The 20,030-nt window shown below is 70.8% G+C and carries 20 protein-coding genes and 1 pseudogene; 6 read left to right on the plus strand and 15 right to left on the minus strand.

What is annotated here, in order from left to right; translation table 11 throughout:
- Nucleotides 1-148: 148 nt before the first annotated feature.
- The 11 genes and pseudogenes from ABZU43_RS24950 to ABZU43_RS25000 all read right to left on the minus strand — a co-directional run bounded on the left by ABZU43_RS24950 (nt 149) and on the right by ABZU43_RS25000 (nt 10,785).
- Nucleotides 149-1,150 (minus strand): amidohydrolase family protein, encoded by a 1,002-nt coding sequence (locus tag ABZU43_RS24950; RefSeq protein WP_355008898.1) that lies wholly within the window; start codon nt 1,148-1,150, stop codon nt 149-151.
- Nucleotides 1,150-1,674, minus strand: coding sequence for a 3-hydroxyanthranilate 3,4-dioxygenase (locus ABZU43_RS24955; protein WP_355008899.1), 525 nt, complete (start codon nt 1,672-1,674; stop codon nt 1,150-1,152). Before ABZU43_RS24955 ends, ABZU43_RS24950 begins: the two co-directional genes overlap by 1 nt.
- Nucleotides 1,671-2,093, minus strand: a complete 423-nt coding sequence (locus ABZU43_RS24960; RefSeq protein ID WP_355008900.1) for a RidA family protein — start codon at nt 2,091-2,093, stop codon at nt 1,671-1,673. The genes ABZU43_RS24955 and ABZU43_RS24960 overlap by 4 nt, the downstream gene beginning before the upstream one ends.
- Entirely contained in the window at nt 2,090-2,863 is a 774-nt protein-coding gene (locus tag ABZU43_RS24965) for a fumarylacetoacetate hydrolase family protein (protein WP_355008901.1), read from the minus strand. Before ABZU43_RS24965 ends, ABZU43_RS24960 begins: the two co-directional genes overlap by 4 nt.
- Complete coding sequence (gene dmpG, locus ABZU43_RS24970) at nt 2,860-3,942, minus strand: 4-hydroxy-2-oxovalerate aldolase (protein ID WP_355008902.1); 1,083 nt, start codon at nt 3,940-3,942, stop codon at nt 2,860-2,862. Before dmpG ends, ABZU43_RS24965 begins: the two co-directional genes overlap by 4 nt.
- A complete protein-coding gene (locus ABZU43_RS24975; protein WP_355008903.1) occupies nt 3,939-4,874 on the minus strand; it encodes an acetaldehyde dehydrogenase (acetylating) in 936 nt (311 codons plus the stop codon). The genes dmpG and ABZU43_RS24975 overlap by 4 nt, the downstream gene beginning before the upstream one ends.
- Nucleotides 4,871-5,668 carry a fumarylacetoacetate hydrolase family protein gene (locus ABZU43_RS24980; RefSeq protein ID WP_355008904.1) on the minus strand — a complete coding sequence of 266 codons (798 nt, stop codon included), beginning with the start codon at nt 5,666-5,668 and terminating at the stop codon, nt 4,871-4,873. Before ABZU43_RS24980 ends, ABZU43_RS24975 begins: the two co-directional genes overlap by 4 nt.
- A 20-nt stretch (nt 5,669-5,688) precedes the next feature.
- The gene (locus ABZU43_RS24985; RefSeq protein WP_355009000.1) at nt 5,689-7,170 is read right to left on the minus strand and encodes a 2-hydroxymuconic semialdehyde dehydrogenase; all 1,482 of its coding nucleotides are present in this window, start codon (nt 7,168-7,170) and stop codon (nt 5,689-5,691) included.
- A 23-nt stretch (nt 7,171-7,193) separates the two neighbouring features.
- Nucleotides 7,194-8,531 (minus strand): NAD(P)/FAD-dependent oxidoreductase, encoded by a 1,338-nt coding sequence (locus tag ABZU43_RS24990; protein ID WP_355008905.1) that lies wholly within the window; start codon nt 8,529-8,531, stop codon nt 7,194-7,196.
- 74 nt (nt 8,532-8,605) lie between these two features.
- A pseudogene (gene kynU, locus ABZU43_RS24995) lies at nt 8,606-9,907 on the minus strand (kynureninase); the annotation flags it as partial.
- Nucleotides 9,883-10,785, minus strand: coding sequence for a tryptophan 2,3-dioxygenase family protein (locus tag ABZU43_RS25000; RefSeq protein WP_355009001.1), 903 nt, complete (start codon nt 10,783-10,785; stop codon nt 9,883-9,885). The pseudogene kynU and the gene ABZU43_RS25000, both read right to left, overlap by 25 nt.
- A 148-nt stretch (nt 10,786-10,933) precedes the next feature.
- On the opposite strand from ABZU43_RS25000, the gene ABZU43_RS25005 reads away from it, so the two are divergent.
- The 3 genes from ABZU43_RS25005 (at nt 10,934) to ABZU43_RS25015 (ending at nt 13,027) form a co-directional block, all read left to right on the plus strand.
- Nucleotides 10,934-11,389 carry an Lrp/AsnC family transcriptional regulator gene (locus tag ABZU43_RS25005; protein ID WP_355008906.1) on the plus strand — a complete coding sequence of 152 codons (456 nt, stop codon included), beginning with the start codon at nt 10,934-10,936 and terminating at the stop codon, nt 11,387-11,389.
- Between the two features lie 264 nt (nt 11,390-11,653).
- A complete protein-coding gene (locus ABZU43_RS25010) occupies nt 11,654-12,178 on the plus strand; it encodes a hypothetical protein (protein ID WP_355008907.1) in 525 nt (174 codons plus the stop codon).
- Between the two features lie 75 nt (nt 12,179-12,253).
- Entirely contained in the window at nt 12,254-13,027 is a 774-nt protein-coding gene (locus tag ABZU43_RS25015; RefSeq protein ID WP_355009002.1) for a class F sortase, read from the plus strand.
- 23 nt (nt 13,028-13,050) lie between these two features.
- On the opposite strand, the gene ABZU43_RS25020 is transcribed toward ABZU43_RS25015, so the two are convergent.
- The 3 genes from ABZU43_RS25020 to ABZU43_RS25030 form a co-directional block, all read right to left on the minus strand.
- Entirely contained in the window at nt 13,051-13,461 is a 411-nt protein-coding gene (locus ABZU43_RS25020) for a type II toxin-antitoxin system VapC family toxin (RefSeq protein ID WP_355008908.1), read from the minus strand.
- Between the two features lie 55 nt (nt 13,462-13,516).
- A complete protein-coding gene (locus ABZU43_RS25025; protein ID WP_355008909.1) occupies nt 13,517-13,795 on the minus strand; it encodes a type II toxin-antitoxin system prevent-host-death family antitoxin in 279 nt (92 codons plus the stop codon).
- Between the two features lie 89 nt (nt 13,796-13,884).
- Complete coding sequence (locus tag ABZU43_RS25030; RefSeq protein WP_355008910.1) at nt 13,885-14,709, minus strand: MerR family transcriptional regulator; 825 nt, start codon at nt 14,707-14,709, stop codon at nt 13,885-13,887.
- A 3-nt stretch (nt 14,710-14,712) separates the two neighbouring features.
- Between ABZU43_RS25030 and ABZU43_RS25035 the strand changes: the two genes are divergently transcribed.
- Nucleotides 14,713-16,293 (plus strand): DUF6194 family protein, encoded by a 1,581-nt coding sequence (locus tag ABZU43_RS25035; RefSeq protein WP_355008911.1) that lies wholly within the window; start codon nt 14,713-14,715, stop codon nt 16,291-16,293.
- A gap of 15 nt (nt 16,294-16,308) precedes the next feature.
- Here ABZU43_RS25035 and ABZU43_RS25040 read toward each other — a convergent pair whose 3' ends face one another.
- On the minus strand, nt 16,309-16,845 hold the full coding sequence (locus ABZU43_RS25040; protein WP_030333470.1) for an HNH endonuclease: 537 nt from the start codon (nt 16,843-16,845) through the stop codon (nt 16,309-16,311).
- Nucleotides 16,846-17,310: 465 nt separating this feature from the next.
- Here ABZU43_RS25040 and ABZU43_RS25045 point away from each other — a divergent pair, with 465 nt between their 5' ends.
- Nucleotides 17,311-18,321 (plus strand): mechanosensitive ion channel family protein, encoded by a 1,011-nt coding sequence (locus ABZU43_RS25045; protein ID WP_355009003.1) that lies wholly within the window; start codon nt 17,311-17,313, stop codon nt 18,319-18,321.
- Between the two features lie 233 nt (nt 18,322-18,554).
- Nucleotides 18,555-19,940: an MFS transporter gene (locus ABZU43_RS25050; protein ID WP_355008912.1), complete on the plus strand. Its 1,386-nt coding sequence runs from the start codon at nt 18,555-18,557 to the stop codon at nt 19,938-19,940.
- The last annotated feature ends 90 nt before the right edge of the window (nt 19,941-20,030 follow it).

Here is a 20,030-nt window from a genome sequence, read left to right on the forward strand (position 1 = left end):
GCCAGGCACCATCCACCGGCAGACCCAAGATCCCTACCAACTGACACATGTATCGGGACTTCACCACTGACAGATGTCATGGGACTGAATAGTCACGCTCGAACGGAAAGTGTCCAAGATCTGCGCATGCCGGCGACGTGAGCCGCGCTCAGCCGTGCAGGAAGCGCAGGGCGTTGGTGGACAGGAGCTTGTCGCGTTGGTCCTCGCTGAGGAAGTCGGCCGCGTGAACCACCGCGCCGGCCGGCCGTTCACCCAGCGGGTACGGGTAGTCGCTGCCGACCAGCACCCGATCCTCCCCCAGGGTGTCGACCAGCAGCCGCAGGGCGGGCGGCGCGAAGACCACCGAGTCGACGCTGAACCGGTCGAGGTAGCTGCTGGGCGGGCCGGCGGACGCGCCCCGGACCAGGTCGCCACGGCGGTGCCAGGCGTTGTCGGCGCGGCCGAGCCAGAACGGGAAACTGCCGCCGCCGTGCGCGAAACAGATCCGCAGCGTCTCGGGCACCCGGTCGAAGACACCGCCGAGGATCATCGCCAGCACCGACAGGTGCGTCTCGGCGGGCATCCCGGTGAGCCAGCGGGCCATCCAACGGTCCAGTCGTGGCCCGCCCGGCATGTCCCACGGGTGGACGAAGACGGGTGCGCCCACCTCGGCGCAGTGCTGGAGGAAGGTGACCACACCGGAGTCGTCCAGGTCCCGGTCGCCGACGTGGTTGCCGATCTCCACGCCCACGTGCCCGGCGGCGAGGCTGCGGTCCAGCTCGGCGCAGGCGGCGTCCGGGTCCTGGAGCGGCACCTGGCAGAACGGCACCAGCCGGTCACCCCCGGCCGCGGTGACCTCCAGGGTCAGGTCGTTGAAGATCCGGGCGACCTTCACCGCCTGGTCGGCCGGGCGGTCGTAGCTGAAGAAGACCGGGGTGGGCGAGACCACCTGCACGGCCACGCCGTCGTCGTCCATGTCGGCCAGTCGGCGCGACGCGTCCCAGCACTCCGCGCCGACCGGGCGGAACTCCGTCTCCCCCACCATGATCATGGCGGCGCGCTCGGAGTCGACCCGCAACCACGGCCAGTCGGACCCGCCGCACGCCGCGCCGAGGTCCGGCCAACCCTTCGGTACGACGTGCGTGTGCACGTCCACCACGCCTGCGGGCATCAGCCCTTGCCCGGGTGCAGGGTGCCGCAGTTGGCACAGGTACGCGCCGACTCGTCGGCGTAGAACGCCTGGAACACCGGCGGCAGATCGGCGGCGATGTCGCGGACCTGCAACTCGACCTCGTGCACCTTGTCGCCGCACTCCGGGCAGTACCACTGGAACGTCTCCAGGGTGCCCTCCTCACGGACCCGCTCCACGACCATGCCGATCGAGCCGGCTTCCGGCCGCTGCGGCGAATGCGGGGTGTTTCGCGGCAACATCCACATCTGCCCCTCGCGCACGTGCACGGTGCGCGGCCCTTCCGGGGTGATCAGGTTGATGTGCATGTTGCCCTTGACCTGGTAGAAGAACTCCTCGTACGGGTCCACGTGGAAATCGGTGCGCTGGTTGGGCCCACCCACCACCATCACGATGAAGTCGTCCCCGCCGGGGAACATCTCCTTGTTGCCCACCGGGGGCTTCAACAGGTGCTGGTTGTCGGCGATCCAGCCCGGAAAGCTGAACGGCTCGGCGATCTCACTCACGACTGACCTCCCGAGGGAAGAAGGGCCACGGCCTGGATTTCGATCAGCAGGTGCGGGTGCGGCAACTGGTGTACCGCCACCGTCGTACGGGTCGGTCCGGAGGCGTCGAAGAACTCGGCCCACACCTCGTTGTAACCACCGAAGTCGTTCATGTTGACCAGATAAGAGGTCACCTGGACGAGGTCGTCGAGGTCCGCGCCGACCGAACGCAGCAGATCCCGCACGTTCTCGATGACGGCCCGCGTCTGCACCCGGATGTCGAGGTTGGTGGTGCCGAACCCGTCCACCTCGACGCCGGCGAAGGTGTTGTCCGCGCGCCGCGACGACGTACCGGAGACGAAGACGAAGCCACCGGCGACCTTGACGTGCGGAAAAGCCCCCCGCGGGACGGCGTTCCCGGCCACCACCCGGGCGGTCACGACGACGCCCGCAGCGAGGCCGTGCCGAGCTTCTCGACGACGGCGCGGACGTGGGCGCCGGGACGCAACGGAACAGCGGCGGTGGCGGCACCGGCCAGGAAGACCCAGCCGGACTCCAGCCGCACCCCGTGCCGGCCCGCCAACCGGATGCCCTCGTCGAGCGCCCGGCGCGGATCACCGAGGATCGCCGCCGTCGAACCGACCTGCGCCACCCGCCCGTCGACCTCCAGCAGCACGCCCAGGTTGTCCAGCCCCGCCGGCACCGGCGACCACGGCCCGACCACGAAGGCGGCGGCCGAGGTGTTGTCAGCGACCACGTCGGGCAACGAGAAACGGAAGTCCGCGTACCGGGAGTCGATCAATTCGATGGCCGGGGCTACCGCGCGGACCGCCGTGGCGAAGTCGCCGACCGGCTCGCCCGGCTCGGGCAGCCGGTCCAGCAGGAAGGCCACCTCCGGCTCGACCCGGGGATGGATGTACGCGGCCGGGTCCACGGCACCGCCGTCGGGCACCCGCATCGCGTTGGTGAGCCGCCCCCAGATCACCTCGTCCACGCCGACCTGGGCCATCTTCGCCCTGCTGGTCAGCCCCATCTTCAACCCGACCAACCGCTCACCGGCGTTCAGCCGGCGTTGCAGCAACGCGGCCTGCACGGCGTACGCGGTGTCCACGTCGAGGCCGGTCTCGGCGGCGAGTTGCGGGATGGCGGTGGCCGTGTCGGCCGCCGTGCCCAGCTTCTCGGCGATCCCGACGATGTCCACGCCGATCATGCTGTGCCACCTTCCGTTCGCGACTGCTCCTTGTCGGCCAGGTCGAGGGCCACGTCCACGATCATGTCCTCCTGGCCGCCGACCATCCGGCGGCGGCCCAGCTCGACCAGGATCGACCGGACGTCCACGCCGTACTTCGCGGAGGCCCGCTCGGCGTGCCGCAGGAAGCTGGAGTAGACACCCGCGTACCCCAGGGAGAGCGTCTCCCGGTCCACCTGGACCGGCCGGTCCTGCAACGGGCGGACGATGTCGTCGGCCGCGTCCATCAGCGCGAACACGTCACAGCCGTGCTTCCAGCCGTGCAGCTCGGCGACCGCGACGAAGACCTCCAGCGGCGCGTTGCCGGCGCCCGCGCCCATGCCGGCGAGGGAGGCGTCCACCCGGACCGTCCGACCGTGCACCGCGTCGGGGCCGACCGGCGCGGACCCGGTGACCCGACCGTGCTCGACGGCGAGCACGCTGTTGGCCACCCCGAGTGACAGGTTGTGGTGCGCGTGGATGCCGATCTGCGTCTCCGGGGCGAGGACCTGCCGGTACGCGTCGACCCGCTGCGCCACGTCGGACATCAGCAGCCGACCGCCGGAGTCGGTGACGTAGACGCAGTGCGCCCCGTACGACTCCATCAGCTTGGCCTGCCCGGCCAACCCGGCCGGATCGTTCATGTGCGACATCATCAGGAACCCGGCGACGTCCATGCCGTTCTCCCGGGCCCACGAGATGTGCTGGGCGGAGATGTCCGCCTCCGTGCAGTGGGTGGCGATGCGCACGCTGGTCACCCCGAGCGCCTTCGCCGCCTTCAGGTCGGCGATGGTGCCGATCCCGGGCAGCAGCAGCGTGGTCAGCTTCGCCGTGGTCAGCACCTCGGCGGCGGCGGAGATCCACTCGGCATCACTGGCCGCGCCGTGGCCGTAGTTGACGCTGGAACCGGCGAGCCCGTCACCGTGCGCCACCTCGATGGCGGCCACCCCGGCGGCGTCCAGCGCGGCGGCGATGGTGCGTACCTGGTCGACTGTGTACTGGTGGGCGATGGCGTGCATGCCGTCGCGCAGCGTCACGTCCTGGATGTAAAGGTCGGTCATGGCGCGGCCACCTCCGAGGAACGCAGGGCGACCAGCCGCTCCGCGGTGCGCAGCGCGGCGGAGGTCATGATGTCCAGGTTCCCGGCGTACGCGGGCAGGTAGTGCCCGGCGCCGGAGACCTCCAGGAAGACCGACACCTGAAGAGCGGTGAGCCGCCGCCCGAGCGTCGGCAGGTACGCCTCGACCCGGTCGAACTGCACGTCCTGCTTGAGCCGGTAACCGGGGACGTACTCCTGCACTGTCGCCACCATGTCCGCCACCGAGGCGGCGATGGCGTCGGTGTCCGCGTCGGCGTCCGGGCAGAGGCAGTAGACGGTGTCCCGCATCAGCAGCGGCGGGTCCGCCGGGTTCAGCACGATGATCGCCTTACCCCGCTCGGCACCGCCCACCACCTCGATGGCGCGGGCCGTGGTCTCGGTGAACTCGTCGATGTTGGCCCGGGTTCCCGGCCCCGCGGACTTCGACGCGATCGAGGCGACGATCTCCCCGTACGCCACCGGGGTGACCCGGCGTACCGCGGCGACGATCGGCACTGTCGCCTGTCCGCCACAGGTCACCATGTTCACGTTGGGCTGATGCAGGTGCTCGTCGAGGTTGACCGGCGGCACCACGTACGGGCCGATCGCGGCCGGGGTCAGGTCGACCACGGTGCGGCCGAGGGCGCGCAGCACCTCGTCGTGGCGTCGGTGCGCGCCGGCCGAGGTGGCGTCGAACACCAACTCGACGTCGGCGAACTCGGGCAGCGCGACGAGCCCGTCCACGCCGTCGGCGGTGGTGGCGACGCCGAGCCGGCGAGCACGCGCCAGGCCGTCGGAGGCCGGGTCGATACCGGCCATCGCCACCATGCGCAGGCTGTCGCTCAGCCGCAACACCTTGATCATCAGGTCGGTGCCGATGTTCCCGGAACCAAGCACCGCTATACCGGTGGTCACGCGGAGGTCTCCTTGCTGAAGCAGGTGCGCACCGAACCCAGCCCGGAGATCCGGGCCTCGTACGCGGCGCCGGGGGTGACCGGCACCATCGGGCCGAGCGCCCCGGAGAGCACCACGTCCCCGGCACGCAGCGGGTCACCGGCGCGGGCGAGGGTGCCAGCCAGCCACAGCAGGGCGTGCAGCGGGTTGCCCAGGCAGGCGGCGCCCGCACCCACCGAGACCGGCTCGCCGGCGTACTCCAGCACCATCCCGCACAGTCGCAGGTCCACGTCGGCGAGCCGGCGCGGCGTGGTGCCGAGCACGAAGAGCCCGCTGGAGGCGTTGTCGGCGATGGTGTCCACGATGGAGATGTCCCAGGCGGCGATCCGGGAGTCGACGATCTCGATCGCCGGCAACACGTGGTCGACCGCGCGGATCAGGTCGACGGTGGTGAGCTGCGGGTTCGGGAGATCCTTGTCGAGAACGAACGCGATCTCCGCCTCGACCCGAGGCTGGAGCAGTCGGTCGATGGGCACCTCGACCCCGTCGCCGACCGCCATGGCGTCGGTCAGCATGCCGAAGTCCGGTTGGAACACCCCGAAGGTCTCCTGCACCGCCCGGGAGGTCAGCCCGATCTTCGCGCCGACCCGGCGTTCGCCGCGGCCCTGCCAGGCCCGCGCCTGGAGTTGCTGCACGCGGTACGCGGCCTCGACGTCGCCCTCCGGCAGCAGCCGGCCCCGAAGCGGCGCGCACGGCTTACCGGTGCTGCGGGCGTCGGCCAGCTCCCGGTTGGCGGCCTCGATGTCAGCTTCCATGCCCGCTCCCTCGCTACGGCTCACGACAGGTCCACGCAGACGTTCGTGAGTTCGGAGTAGAAGTTCAGCGAGTGCACGCCGCCCTCGCGACCGATCCCGGACGCCTTCACCCCGCCGAACGGGGTACGCAGGTCCCGCAGGAACCAGGTGTTGACCCAGACGATGCCGGCGTCGAGCCGGGCGCCGGCCCGGTGCGCGACGCCCACGTCCCGGGTCCACACGGTCGCCGCCAGGCCGTACTCGGTGCCGTTGGCGAGGGCGTACGCCTCGTCCTCGGTGTCGAACGGCGCGACGTGCACCACCGGGCCGAAGATCTCCTCGCGGTTGGTGCGGGCGTCCGGGCCGAGCCCGGTGAGCACCGTCGGCTGCACGTACGACCCGCCGTCGCGGGTGTCGCCGAAGGTGGGCGTACCGCCGCCGGTGAGCACCTCGGCGCCCTCGGACCTGGCCAGCTCGTACGCCCCGAGCACCTTCGCCCGGTGCTGGTGGGAGATCAGCGGCATGGTGGCGGTCGCCTCATCGGTCGGCCAGCCGTACGCCAGCTCGCCCGCCCGCTTCGCCAGTCGGGCGGTGAACTCCTCGAAGACTGGCCGCTGCACGTAGATGCGCTCGGTGCAGAGGCACACCTGACCACCGTTGGTGAAGCTGGACCGCACCGAGCCGGCCACCGCGGCGTCCAGGTCGGCGTCGGCGAAGACCAAGCCGGCGTTCTTGCCGCCGAGTTCGAAGCTCACCGCCTTCACCCCATCGGCGGCGGCCCGCATGATCGCGCCGCCGGTGGCCGACTCGCCGGTGAAGGTGATCGCGTCGACGCCCGGGTGGCGGGTGAGGAACTCGCCCGCCGAGTCCGGCCCGAAGCCGTGCACCAGGTTGAACACACCGGCCGGTACGCCAGCGGCGGCCATCACCTCGGCGAGCACCGTCGCCGAGGCGGGAGTCTCCTCGCTGGGCTTGACCACGACGGCGTTGCCGCAGGCCAGCGCCGGAGCCACCTTCCAGGTGAGCAGCAGCAACGGCAGGTTCCACGGCACGATGACCGCGACCACGCCGACCGGCTTGCGCAGCGCGTAGTTGAGTGCCCGACCGCCGGTCGGGGTGACTGTGGTGAACGACTCGGTGGGGGCGGTCGCCACGATCTCCGCGAACGCGCGGAAGTTCGCGGCGCCGCGCGGGATGTCCAGGGTGCGGGCCTGGGCGATGGATTTGCCGGTGTCGGCGACCTCGGCGGTGACCAGGTCGTCGAAGCGGCGCTCCAGCTCGTCGGCGACACGGCGCAGCACCTCGGCGCGCTCGCGCTCCCCCATCCGGCCCCACGGCCCCCGCAGCGCCGCCCGGGCGGCGGCCACCGCATCGTCCACTGTCGACTGCGATGCCTCGTCCACCTCGAAGACCTGCTCCCCGGTGACTGGGCTGGCCTTGGCGAACGCGTTCCCGCCGTCGACGAACTCACCGGCGACGAAGTTACGCAACCGCTGCGGACCACTCGGCGCGTGGCCGGCCATCAGCCGCGGATCCCAGTTGCCGGTCATGCGCGCCTCCCTCGGCCCAGTGCCGCGCCGATCACGCCGACCAGCAGCAGCGCGGCACCGCCGACGACCGCCCCGAGCACCAGGTGCTGTTGGCGCACCCGGCGGCGCACCTGGGCGTACGGGGTGGTGGAGAACGACACCAGCTCGTACTGGGAAACGTACCGGCCGGGCAGTGCCCGTTCCAGTGCGTGCTCCACCCGCCGTCGGGTCTGGAAAACAGGGGAGGCGACCTTGTCCCGCATCTCCACGAAGTTGGTCAGCGCCATCGCCGCGATGGCCTCGGCGTTCTCCTGCCGGCGCCGCTGGAACAGCGGCAGCGCCGCCAACCAGTCGTCGGCGCACTCGTCCAGGCAGCGGTCCAGCTCCACCACGTCCTCGAAGGCGCAGTTGGCGCCCTGACCGTAGAACGGCACTATGGCGTGCGCCGCGTCGCCGAGCAGGCCGACCTTTCCGCTGACCTGCCACGGGGTGCAGCGCACGGTGCCGAGCACGCCCACCGGGTTGTGCTGGTAGTCGTCGACCAGGTTCGGGGCCAGCGGGACCACGTCCGGGTAGTGCTCGGTGAAGTGCCGTTCGATCTCCGCCGGGCTGGTCAGCGAGGCGAAGCTGCCGGCACCGTCGTTGGGCCAGAACAGCGTGCAGGTGAAGGAGCGGTCCGGGTTCGGCAGCGCGATCATCATCGAGGTGCCGCGCGGCCAGATGTGAAGCGCGTCCGGGTCCAGGGCGAAGTCTCCGCCCAGCGGCGGAATCGTCAGCTCCTTGTAGCCGTAGTCGAGGAAGTCCACGCTCTCGTTCAGCAGCCCGTACGCCAGCAGTTGCCCACGCACCGCGGAGCCGGCGCCGTCGGCGCCCAGCACGACCGACGCCTTCGCCGCGACCGTGCCCTGCGGGGTCTCGAAGCTCAGGGCGCCGTCGGTCGGGTCGAGCCCGACCAGCCGGTGGTCGAAGACGACCCGCACGCCCGGCAGCGCGGCGGCCTCGTCCAGCAGGGCGTTGTTCAACGCGCCCCGGCTGATCGAGTTGATCGCCCGGTCGCCGGCCGCGCTGTACGACTGGAACTGCTGCTCGCCCTCGACCGGGTGGATCATCCGGCCGCGCATCGGCAGCGCGTCGGCCATCACCTGCTCGGCCAGCCCGATGCGGCGCAGGGCGTCCAGGCCGCGCTCGGAGAGCGCCAGGTTGATCGAGCGACCGCGTTCGGCGGTGCCGGCACGCGGGTCGGAGCGGCGCTCGTAGAGGGCCACCGGGTAGCCGCGCCGGGCCAGGAAGCAGGCAGCCAGACAGCCGGCCAGCCCGGCACCGATGATCGCGATCTCGTCACGCCGCGCGGTCATGCTGAGCCGCCTTTCGTTCGCGACTGCGGGGCTCGCGACCCCGGCTCACTCCTCGCGCTCACAGAGGTCGCCCCCACCGTTGCGGCGAGCGCCGCGGCGGCCCGCCAGCAGTCGAGGTACGTGGAGTACAGCGGCACCGGGGCGAACCGCACGACGTCGGGTTCGCGGGCGTCGGCGATGACCCCGTGTTCGTACCGTAGGCGTTTGGTCAGCTCGGCGGCGCTGCCCGACCCGATGCGCACGGAGAGCTGGCAGCCTCGGCGGGCCGGGTCACGCGGGGTGACCACCCGCAGCGGCCGGCCGACGGTCACCTCGGCGAGCAGTGACTCCAGCCAGCCGGTGAGGCGCTGGCTGCGCGCGCGCAGCGCGGTCATCCCCACCTCGTCGAACAGCTCCAGCGAGGTACGCACCGGGCCCATCGCGAAGATCGGCGGGTTGGAGATCTGCCAGGCCTCCACAGTGGCCGGTGGTCGGGACACCGGCGTCATCTCGAACCGGGTGGCCGCCGCTGTGCTCCACCACCCCTCGAACCGCTGGAGGTTCTCGTCGCCGAGGTGACGCTCGTGCACGAAGACGCCAGCGAGGGCACCCGGGCCGGAGTTCAGGTACTTGTAGGAGCACCACGCGGCGAAGTCGACGTCCCAGTCGTGCAGGGCCAGCGGCACGTTGCCGACCGCGTGGGCCAGGTCCCAACCGACAACCGCACCGGCGGCCCGGCCGGCAGCCGTGATCGCGGGGATGTCCAGCAGCTCACCGGTGAGGTAGTTGACCCCGCCGAGCAGCAGCAGCGCCACCCGGTCGCCCTCGGCGGCCAGGTAGTCGGTCACGTCCTCGGTACGCAGGGCGTCCTCACCCGCGCGCGGACGCAACCGGACCACTGTGTCGTCCGGGTCCAGGCCGTGGAACCGGGCCTGGCTGCGCACGGCGTAGCTGTCCGAGGGGAAAGCAGCGTCCTCGATGACGATGCGGGTGCGCGCGCCGGCCGGTCGGTAGAAGCTCACCATCAGCAGGTGCAGGTTGACGGTGAGCGAGTTCATCACCACGGCCTCCGCGGGCCGGGCGCCGACCAGTCGCGCGGCCGGCCCGGTCAACAGCTCGTGGTACGGCAGCCAGGGGCGCTCCGCCTCCAGGTGCCCCTCCACGCCGAGCCGCCCCCACGCGTCCAGGTCGGCCAGGAGTTCGTCGCGGGTGGCCCGAGGTTGCAGGCCGAGCGAGTTGCCGGCCAGGTACGCCGACTCGGGGTGGTCGCCGCCGTCGGCCGGCGGCACGTGGAACAGGTGCCGGTGACCGGGGTCGGCCTCGTCACGGCGATGCGCTTCTTGTTCTGGGGTTTGCATGTCTCGCTCTCCGGTCACATCGCGGTGCGGGCCGACCATAGCTCCGGGAAGACCACCCGGGCCATGCTGCGCTGCAACCACGCCAGGCCGGCGGAGCCTCCGCTGCCGACCTTGGCGCCCATCGTCCGCTGCACCGCCTTGACGTGGTTCCAGCGCCAGTCGCCGAACTCCTCGGCGACAGCGCTCAGCGCCTCGCCGAGCAGCCGCAGGTGATTGTCGGGGCTGGCGTCGTCGTAGATCCGCACCCAGGCCGCCTCCACCAACGGGTGCGGGTCGTGTTCGACGGCCACGTCCCGGTCGAGCAGGTCGGCGGGGAGGTCGAAGCCGCGCCGGGCGAGCAACGCGAGCACGTCGTCCCAGATGCTCGGGGTGGTCAGCGCGGCGCTCAGCTCGGCATGCACCTCGGCCTGCCGGCGGAACGGGCGGATCAGCGTCGGGTCGCGCAGCCCGAGCAGGAACTCCAACTGCCGGTACATCGCCGACTGGAAGCCGGAGGCCTCACCGAGCAGATTGCGGAACCGGTTGAAGTCGGCCGGGCTCATCCAGCGCAGGCCCTGCCAGGCGGCGTTGAGCCCCTCCAGGTGCAGTTTGGCTCGGCCCAGCGGGGCCAACGCCTCCCAGATCTGGTCGGCGTGGATCAGCCGCTGGGTCTCGCGCAGCTCGTGGCAGGTCAGCCCGAAGTACAGCTCCATGATCTGGCTGACCATCAGGAAGGACATCTCGCCCGGGTCGCTGCTGAGCGGGTGCTGCATCTTGTGCAGAGCGCTGGCCTGCACATACGCGTCGTACGGCACCATGTCGGCGAACTCCAGCGTCGGTTCGCCACCGGTGCGCTCCGCCTGCGCGACACGCTGCCCAGGGGTCACCGGTCGCACCGTGGCGCGGCGGTTCGGCGCCCGCCGCTCCGTCTGATCCACCATCTCTTCTCCCTCCCCCGGACTAGCCGACGTCATGATCTCGCGGTCGGATCGGCCTGCGGAATGCCGAATCAACGGCTTCCGCCGGCTTCTCCTGGCAAACCAAAGGCAACTAGGCGAAGTCGGTTCACGAAAGTAAGGTCTGAGCGTGGACGACATGGACTGGGCGCTGCTGCGCGAGTTGCAGGCCGACGCGCGGCTCTCCTTCAGCGAGTTGTCCCGGCGGGTGCACCTGTCGCCACCGTCAGTAGCGGAGCGGGTTCGCCGGCTGGAGGAGGCCGGGATCATCACCGGCTACCACGCCCACGTCGACCTGAGCCGCGCCGGCCGCACAGTGGTCGCGCTGATCCGGATGTCCTGCTACGGCGCGCGGTGCATCCTGCACGACCCGGCGGTGGCCGACTGGCCGGAGATCCTGGAGATCCACCGGATCACCGGGGACGCGTGCAGCGTGCTGAAGGTGGCGGCCGGCTCGATCGGCGCGTTCGAGGGGGTCATCGACCGGCTCGCCCCGTACGGCCAACCGTCGAGCACGATGGTCCTCTCCTCCCCCCTGAACTGGCACCCCGTCACACCCCTCCCCCTCCCGTCCCCGCCCCGCTGACGCAACCCCTCCCTCCCTGCGCCCTCCCCACGCCCTCCCCTCCCTCCCCAACGCCCTCCCCCGCCCTCCCCTGCGTCGATCTTGCAGTTTCTGCTGCCTTTATGTTCTTTGTGCGGGCATTCGTCGGTGCAGAAAGTGCAAGATCGCGGGTTGGGGCGGTCGGGTGAGGGCGAGGGCCGGGCGGGTTTGGCTTCGGGGTGCGGGGAAAGCAGCGCGCGTGCCCAGGGGAGGGTTCCGGCGGTCGTCGCCGGTTGGGGGGAAATCATGCAGGCAGTCCGCACGATCAACCGCGCGCTCTCGTCCGCACTGACACTGGTGGGACTGGTCGGGGCGTTCGTCCTGTTGTCGGTCGCACCGGCGCGAGCCGGCGAGAACGTCTTCGTCGAGGTGACACCCAACAGCGTCCAGGCCGGCAGCCGGGTCAGCATCAAGGCGAGCTGCGACAACGACAACAACAACAGGCAGTCCAGCGTGCACTCCGACGCGTTCGGGTCCGTGACGCTGAGACCCGACAAGGGCTTCCTCACCGCGCAGGCCACTGTTCCACGCGACAAACCGGCCGATCAGTACCCGGTCGACCTGCGGTGTGAAAACGGACAGACGTCGTCGACCACGCTGACCGTGCTGAACATGGCCTCACCCAGCAAGGGCCCGGCGACCGGTGGTGGTGGGATGGCCGGCGGTCGCGGCACCGGCTCGCTGCTGGTGTTCGGTGGCGTGGCGTTGGTGGCCACCGCGATCGTGCTCGGGATGGCCGGCGGCCGACGTCGACCGGGAGCCGGCTCCTGAGCCGGATCACCCATGACCCGCAGATCCGCGCGGGCGCGGCCGGACCGCCGCGCCCGCCTCCGGGCCGGGCCGGCGCTGCGCGCGTCCGGCCGGCTGGTGGCCCGCGTCTCCGGACGGCTGCGACGGGTCGCCGGGCAGGCCGTTTCGGCAAGCGTCACCACCACCGATCCGGCCGCCCGTCCGCTACCGCCGCGACCTCCGGCCGGGCCCTCGTCGGCCCGCCACCGGTTCGTTACGAGCCCCGGGTTGCCGGTGCTGGCCATCGCCGCGTTGATGGTGCTGATCGTGGCGATGCTCGGCGTCGAGCAGGTGACCGGGATGAGCCTGCTGCCGGATCGGCTCAGCGCCGGGCTGCGACCGCCGCCGAAGAAGTTCCCGGTGCTGCCGGCCGCCGACCCGACCAGCCTCGTCATCGACAAGATCGACGTACGGGCGCCCGTACACGACGTGGGTATCGCCCCGGACGGCACGATCGCCGTGCCGGACGCTGCCCGCGCCCAGGAGGCCGGCTGGTACGACCAGGGGCCCACCCCGGGCCAGTACGGTCCAGCCGTGATCGTCGGGCACGTCGACACCACCAGCGGGCCGGCGGTCTTCCACAAGCTCCGCGAGCTGCGCTCCGGTGACGAGATCGAGGTCACCCGCACCGACCAGCGCGTGGCGGTCTTCGAGGTCAACTCGGTGGAGAAGTTCGACAAGGGCCGACTGCCGGTGGACGAGGTGTACGGCGACTTCAGCCGCCCGAGCCTCCGACTGATCACCTGCGGCGGCCAGTGGGTCGGCGGCGAGACCGGCTACGCGGACAACGTGGTGGTCTTCGCCTCGCTGGTCAAGGAGCGTTCAGGGTGAGGTCGGGCAGATCGGCACGGGGGTCAGTTCTGCCCTGGGCTTGCCACGGGCAACCCTGCGGCCTTGGCGCACTCGAGCAGTCGCCGGTCATAACTGACGAATGCGATGAGCGCCGCTCCGGACTCGTTTGTCAGAACCTGGGCCGTGGCAAGGTGGATGGCGTCGAGGCTGCGTAGCGTGGGCTCGGCGAACGCGGCTGCGGTCGCACGGACAGTGCCGTCGATCTCCAGCCGGAAGAGACGCCCGACGGCCGCCGGAACGCCAATCAACGCTTGCGGGGCTGATCGGCGCAACGCTCTGGGCACTTCAACCTCGACGAGGGCTGAGGAAACCAGCGGGACGTCACCGTAGCCGTTGAGCCAGGCGACGAGGTCGGCGCTGTACGCCTCCTGACGAACAAGCTTGACGACCGCAGCGGAGTCAAGATAGATCACCAGCGCTCCTCGTCGCGCATCTCGGCGAGGGCGGCAGCAGCGGAGTCAAGATAGATCACCAGCGCTCCTCGTCGCGCATCTCGGCGAGGGCGGCAGCAGCGTCCACGTCCTCAGCACCGAGCTTGGGCGGAAGCGGAACAGGACCGCCGCCGGTTGGAGCGACAGCCCGCCCCGCCGCGACAAGCTTGGCCAGCACCGACCTGTCGTCACTGACCGGAACCAGTCGGGCGATCGGGTGCCCGCGATCGGTGATCTCGACCGTCTCCCCGCCCCTCACCCGAGCCAGCACCTGACTCGTGTTCTGGTTCAGCTCTCGAACCCCGATGCGCTCCATGGAGATAGTGTAGAACTAAATGTTCTACATTCCGAGTCCGTTCACCACGTAGCGAAAGACGGCGGCCAGTGGGTCGGCGGCGAGACCGGCTACGCGGACAACGTGGTGGCCTTCGCCTCGCTGGTCAAGGAGCGTTCAGGCGGTTGACCGGCGTCGACGTACTCGGCGAGCCGGGCGGCCCCGGTGAGCATGGCCCGGCCTCGCTCGGTGAGCCGTTGCCGCCACTGACGCAGCGAGGCGGCGAGCGGCTCCGCACCGCCAGCCTCGCGTACTCGACGCAGCACGCCCGCGATGTGGTCGAGCCGGTAGCCACCGCGGCGCAACAGGTGGGCCAGTTCGGCGTCCCGGACGTCGTCGGGAAGGTAGAGCCGGTAGTGGGTCACCGGATCACGTACCGGTCGCAGCACCTCGGCCCGCTCCCATTTGCGCAGTGTGGCCGCCTGCAGACCGAGCCGGTGAGCCAGCACGCTGATCGGCACGGCTTTCTGGCTCTGCGGTTGCGGTCTCGTTCCGGTGAGCGTCAACACCGCCGCCTCGACCGCGTCCAGGGTCTCCCGATCGCGCTGGAGCAGCGCATGCCCCTGGTCGATGGTGCGCAACGCCGCGTCGATCTCGCCCCGATTGATGGCCCGCATGATCTCGCCGCTGGCCGCATAGCCGTGGCCCGGGATCAACGCAAGGTAGGCGCACAGCGCCTTGACGTGCAGTTCGGTGAAGCGACGGTAGCCGTTCGGCGTGCGCCGGGCCGGGGGCAGGACGCCGTCTCGTTCGTAGTTGCGCACGGCCTGCGCGGAGAGACCGTGAGCGCGCGCGAGGTCGACCGGTCGGCGTACCCCCGGGTTTGAAGGTTTTGTGGCTGTCACCGCGCTCCACTGCTCATGAGTCTCAACCGCTGGTTCAACGATACGGTTCATGGAATGCCACCTTTTCTCGACCTGCTGGCGGTTACCCCGGACCTGCTCGCTCTCGGCGAGCCGACGCACGGTGAGTCCGCCTTCCTCCAGCTCCGCAACGAGGCCTTTCTGTCGCTGGCCGAGCACGGCTACCGCTCGATCGCCGTGGAGAGCGACCGGACGGCCGGGCTGATCGCCGACGAGTTCGTGCAGGGCGTCGCGGCCGTGACGCTCGACCAGGCGCTCGCCGCAGGGTTCAGCCACGGGTTCGGGGCAGCCCCGGCCAACCGGGACCTCCTGCTGCGGATGCGGGAGTGGAACGCCGGGCGGCCCGTCGCCGAACGCCTGACATTCCACGGCTTCGACGCTCCGGTCGAGTTGGAGAGCGCCCCGAGCCCGCGCCGTCACCTCACCCAGGTCTGCCAGTTCCTCGACCTGGACCGGGCCACCGAGATCGACGACCTGATCGGGGACGAGGGACGGTGGAGTGACACGGCCGCGATCTGGGAACCGGGCCGATCGGTCGGGCGCTCGACCGACGCCCAGCGATTGCGGGTGCTCGCCGACGACCTGCTGACCGAGCTGTACCTGCGGGCGCCGTGGAGGTCAGCGGGCTGGCAGACGGCGTTCGTGCACGCCACGGCCGCTGTCGCGTTGCTGCGTTACCACGCCGCGGCCGCCGCACGACTGGCTCAGGAGGAACGCTTCGCCCGCCTGGCCGGAGTCCGGGACGCGCTGATGGCCGAGAACCTGCTCGCGATCCGATCGGTCGAGGCACACCGCGGGCCGACACTGGTCTTCGCGCACAACACGCACCTTCAGCGCCACCCGAGCACCATGGCGCTGGCCGACACGCAGGTGTCATGGGCCGGCGCTGGCGCGATCATCGCGTCGTTGCTGGGCGACCGGTACGCCGTGATCGCCGGCAGCCTCGGCGCGAGCCCGGCACTCGGCATCGGGCCGCCAGCCGCCGACACCTACGAGGGCCGACTCCAGCAGGAGAGCAGCCTTCCCCGGTACCTGCCGACGTCCGACATCGAAGCGGCCGAGCAGCGAACGCACGACTACCGCTACTTCCCGCTGGACCGGGCCACCATCGACCACGCCGACGCGGTCCTGCACGTCCCTACCGGTGTCGACACGGCCATGCTCGCCGATCGGATCGCCGCACTGCCCGACGTCGAGCAGCTCGTGGCGAGCGACGAGAACGGGTCCCCCGAGGCGGCCTGGGGCGACCGGTTCTTCTTCGTCGGCCCGGACCGCCGCCAGCCGTTCGCCACCATCGTCGAGCATGACGTGCCCGGCTTCGACGAGGCCGCACAGCTTGACCGCCCCGGCGTCTTCCGCCTCAACCTGGACCTGGGCCGGGCCGAGTTCGAGCGCCTGTTCGGCTTTCCGCCCAAGGCATTCGAGGAGCACCGGCACGAGTTCGACTTCGCCCGACTGGACACGCTCGTACCGCACCCGGGCTACGCCCAGTACGGCTTCGCCAGCATCGTCATGCCCGGTCCGCACCTGCTGCCCGAGGTGGACCGGCTGCTGACGATCGCGCACGACCGTGCCGTGCGTCGCCGCGAGCGGGCGGCGCGGCGGACCGCCGGGTAGCGCGACCGACCGGAGTCAGGCGGCTGCCTCGGGCTCCCGCAGGTCCAGCCAGTCGGCCCAGCGGGGGTCGGGGGCGCGGTGGCCCAGCACCCGCCAGGCGGTGCCCTTCGGGGCGGCCGGCAACGCGTGCAACCGCCAGCCCATCTCGGCCGGGGTCTTGTCGCCCTTCGTGTGGTTGCACCGGGCACACGCGGCGACCACGTTCTCCCAGGCGTGCCGGCCACCCCGGCTGCGCGGAAAGACGTGGTCGATGGTCTCTGCCGGGCCCCGGCAGTAGGCGCACCGCCACCCGTCCCGGGCGAAGATCGCCCGGCGGGACAGCCCGACATGCGTCCGGTACGGCACCCGGACGAAGCGCGTCAGCCGGACCACGGACGGCACCGGCAGCGCGTCCCGGGCGCTGTGCAGGATGCCGTCGCCGTCGGCGACGCAGACCGCCTTGGCGGAGAGGACGAGGATCGCGGCGCGGCGCACCGACACGACACACAGCGGCTCGTAGGTGGCGTTGAGGACCAACGCGCCGGAGCCCACCGTGGGTCGTATGTCAGGCATCGCGCTCACCCTCCCGGTTCAGCGGCTGCTGCGGACCGCCGTCGACCGGGGCCGGGCACAAGGGCCCACACGGTCGACGCCGGGCCGATCACCGACGTCCGTTGCGCCAATAGTCCCTGATCGGACCCCGGATTGCACGTACTAATCTCCGTTCTGGTAAGCGGATCACCCACGCCGGGACGCGATAGATGCCGAACCCACCGCTCCGGCCGGGTTGCTCCACACGACTGGCACCCCAACCCGGTTTCGTCGGTGCGCCGCGCCGGGGTGTCACCGCACCAACAGGCGGTAGCCGATCGCAGCCGAGAAGAGCGCGAACAGCCCCTGTCGGGTCGACGCGCACGCTCCACCTCTTTCTCGCCGTGCTCGCCACGCCGGTCCGCCGGCCGGTGGGTCGGCGGCGGACGCTCGGACTCCTTGCGGTACGAAGACATAGTGAGTGCCGCCAGCGTGACGCCCCTAGCCCTGTCCGACGCCGTCTCGGTGAGCTGCCAGGGCAGCACCTCCTGCGAGTGGATCTACCGGATCACCGGGTCGTCCTGGTTCGCCGAGGGAAGCTACTGGATCCTGCTCAAACCGCTTCGGGTGCTGCTGATCCTGGCCCTGGCGATGGTGGCCCGCTGGGCGCTGCACCGGACGATCAACCGGTTGGTTCGGACGACCACCAACGGCGCGGTGCCGACGATGCTACGGCCGCTGCGCGAGCGCGTACCCACCGCCGCGGTCGACCCGGCCGAGTTCGTGCCCGAGCGACGGAGGCAGCGGGCCGAGGCGATCGGGTCGGTGCTACGCAGCCTGACCACCGCGTTCGTCTTCGGCATCGCGCTGCTGATGATCCTGCGGGAGTTCAGCTTCGACCTGGCCCCGCTGCTGGCCAGCGCGGGGATCGCCGGTGTGGCGCTGGGCTTCGGTGCGCAGAGCCTGGTGAAGGACCTGATCGCCGGCCTCTTCATGCTGATCGAGGACCAGTACGGAGTGGGTGACAACGTCGACCTGGGCGAGGCGATGGGCGTGGTCGAGTCGGTCGGCCTGCGGGTCACCACGGTGCGCGACGGCCGCGGCGTGCTCTGGTACATCCGCAACGGCGAGATCATCCGGGTGGGTAACAAGAGCCAGGGTTGGGCGCTCGTGGTGGTGGACCTGCCGATCGGCTTCAACAGCACCGAGGAGGCGACGGCGGTGCTACGGACCGCGGCCGCCTCGGTCGCCATGGACCCGGAGCTGTCGCCGGAGATCGTGGAGGCGCCCGAGGTGCTGGGTGTCGAGCAGGTGACTGTGGACGGCGCTGTCATCCGCACAGTGGTGAAGACGACCGCTGACGGGCAGTTCGCGGTGGGCCGGGAACTGCGTCGGCGTCTCGCCGAGGCGCTGGAGAATTCGGGGATCACCGCGCAGATCGCTGCGGCCCGCATCTATCCCGGTCTGTCGACCCGGCCGTTGTCCGAGGGCGAGACCGGTCAGGGTGGCGCCACCTGACACCGCCCTCATTGTCCGGCAATTCAGGGGTCGCGAGCCGGCCGGCCCCTCGGGTATCGTCCGTTCGTTCAGTCGGGGAGGCGACGAACGACCCGTTCGACCTAGCTAGTTGTCAGACGATCGGGCAGAATCCGGAGCACGCGTTCCCACCGAAGCGTGATCACAACCTCGCTGATCCGTAGATCTGACGAGCGCTTCCGACCGGGCTGCCACGAGCGGCCGAGCCGGGGCCGATGGAGGCGACGGTGCCTGACGAGCGACCTTCCGCGGAAGGCCCCGCCACATTCCGCGACGTCTTCGGCCAGCACGAGTTCCGGGCCGTGTTCGTGGCTGGTGCTCTCTCCTGGGTCGGCGACTACGTCGCGAAGGCCGCCGTCACCCTGCTCGTCTATCAGCAGACCCGGTCCGTCGCGCTCTCCGCGGCTGCCTTCGCGGTCAGCTTCCTGCCCTGGCTGCTCGGCGGTCCAGTGCTCGCCGCACTCGCGGAGCGGTACCCGTTCCGACGGGTGATGGTGGCCTGCGACCTCATCCGGATGGCGCTGATGCTGGTCATCGCCATTCCGAGCCTGCCGTACCAGGCGGTGCTGGTGCTCATCTTCGCCGCCACGCTTGCGAACCCGCCGAGCCAGGCGGCGAAGTCCGCGCTGATCCCGCAGTTGCTCACCGGGGACCGGCTGGTGCTGGGGCTGTCGCTCAACGGCAGTGTCGGGCAGGCCGCCCAGGTCGTCGGGTACGTCTTCGGCGCCGCTGTCGCCGCTGTCGACCCGGAGGCGGCGCTGCTGTTCAACGCGGTCACGTTCGGTCTCTCGGCGCTGCTGGTTCGCCTCGGCGTGCGCCACCATCCGGCGATGATGAACCCGGAGCACCGCAGCCACCTGCTGCGTGAGACTCGGCAGGGGTTCGGCATCGTGTTCCGCACACCGGTGCTGCGGGCCATCGCGGTGCTGGTGTTCAGCTCGATGCTCTTCTCGATCGTTCCCGAGGGTCTGGCCGCGGCCTGGGCCAACGACGAGGGACGTGGTGCGCTGAGCGCGGGCACCGCACAGGCAGCGATCATGGTGGCCAACCCGATCGGCTTCATCCTCGGTGGGTTGCTGGTGAGTCGCCTGTTCGGTCCGGCTCGCCGGCTGAAGCTGATGCGGCCGCTCGCGGTGCTCGCCCCGTTGATGCTCGTACCGGTGCTGCTCGACCCCCCGCCGCTGGTGGTGGCACTGCTCGCCGCGCTCTGCGGGTTCGCGGTCGCCGGCATGATGCCGATGGCCAACGGGTTGTTCGTCCAGGCGCTGCCCAACGGCTTCCGAGCCCGCGCCTTCGGGGTGATGGCCACCGGCATACAGGTCATCCAGGGCTTCGCGGTACTGGTCACCGGGATGCTCGCCGAACGGTTCCCCATTCCTGTCGTGGTGGGGGTCTGGAGCGCAGCCGGGGTGGTGCTGATGACGGTGGCCACGCTGCGGTGGCCGGACCGGGAGACGGTGGACGACGCGATCACTGCCGCCTCGTTGGCCAACGCCGCTCCGCCATCCCCCGGCCTCGGCGACCCAGCCGGCGACCGCCCGGTGGAAGGCAGGCCCAACCCGCATACCGGTGACGGCCAGCGCCGGCACGCTGTCACCTGACCCGTCGAACCGACCTTCGCCCGGGCAGGCCGGGGTGCCGACATTCGGGCTTGTCGACCCGGCGTGATCCGACGCACGCCGTGCGGGTCG

This window comes from Micromonospora sp. NPDC005205 (genome assembly GCF_040608275.1).
In the GTDB taxonomy this organism is placed as follows: domain Bacteria; phylum Actinomycetota; class Actinomycetes; order Mycobacteriales; family Micromonosporaceae; genus Micromonospora.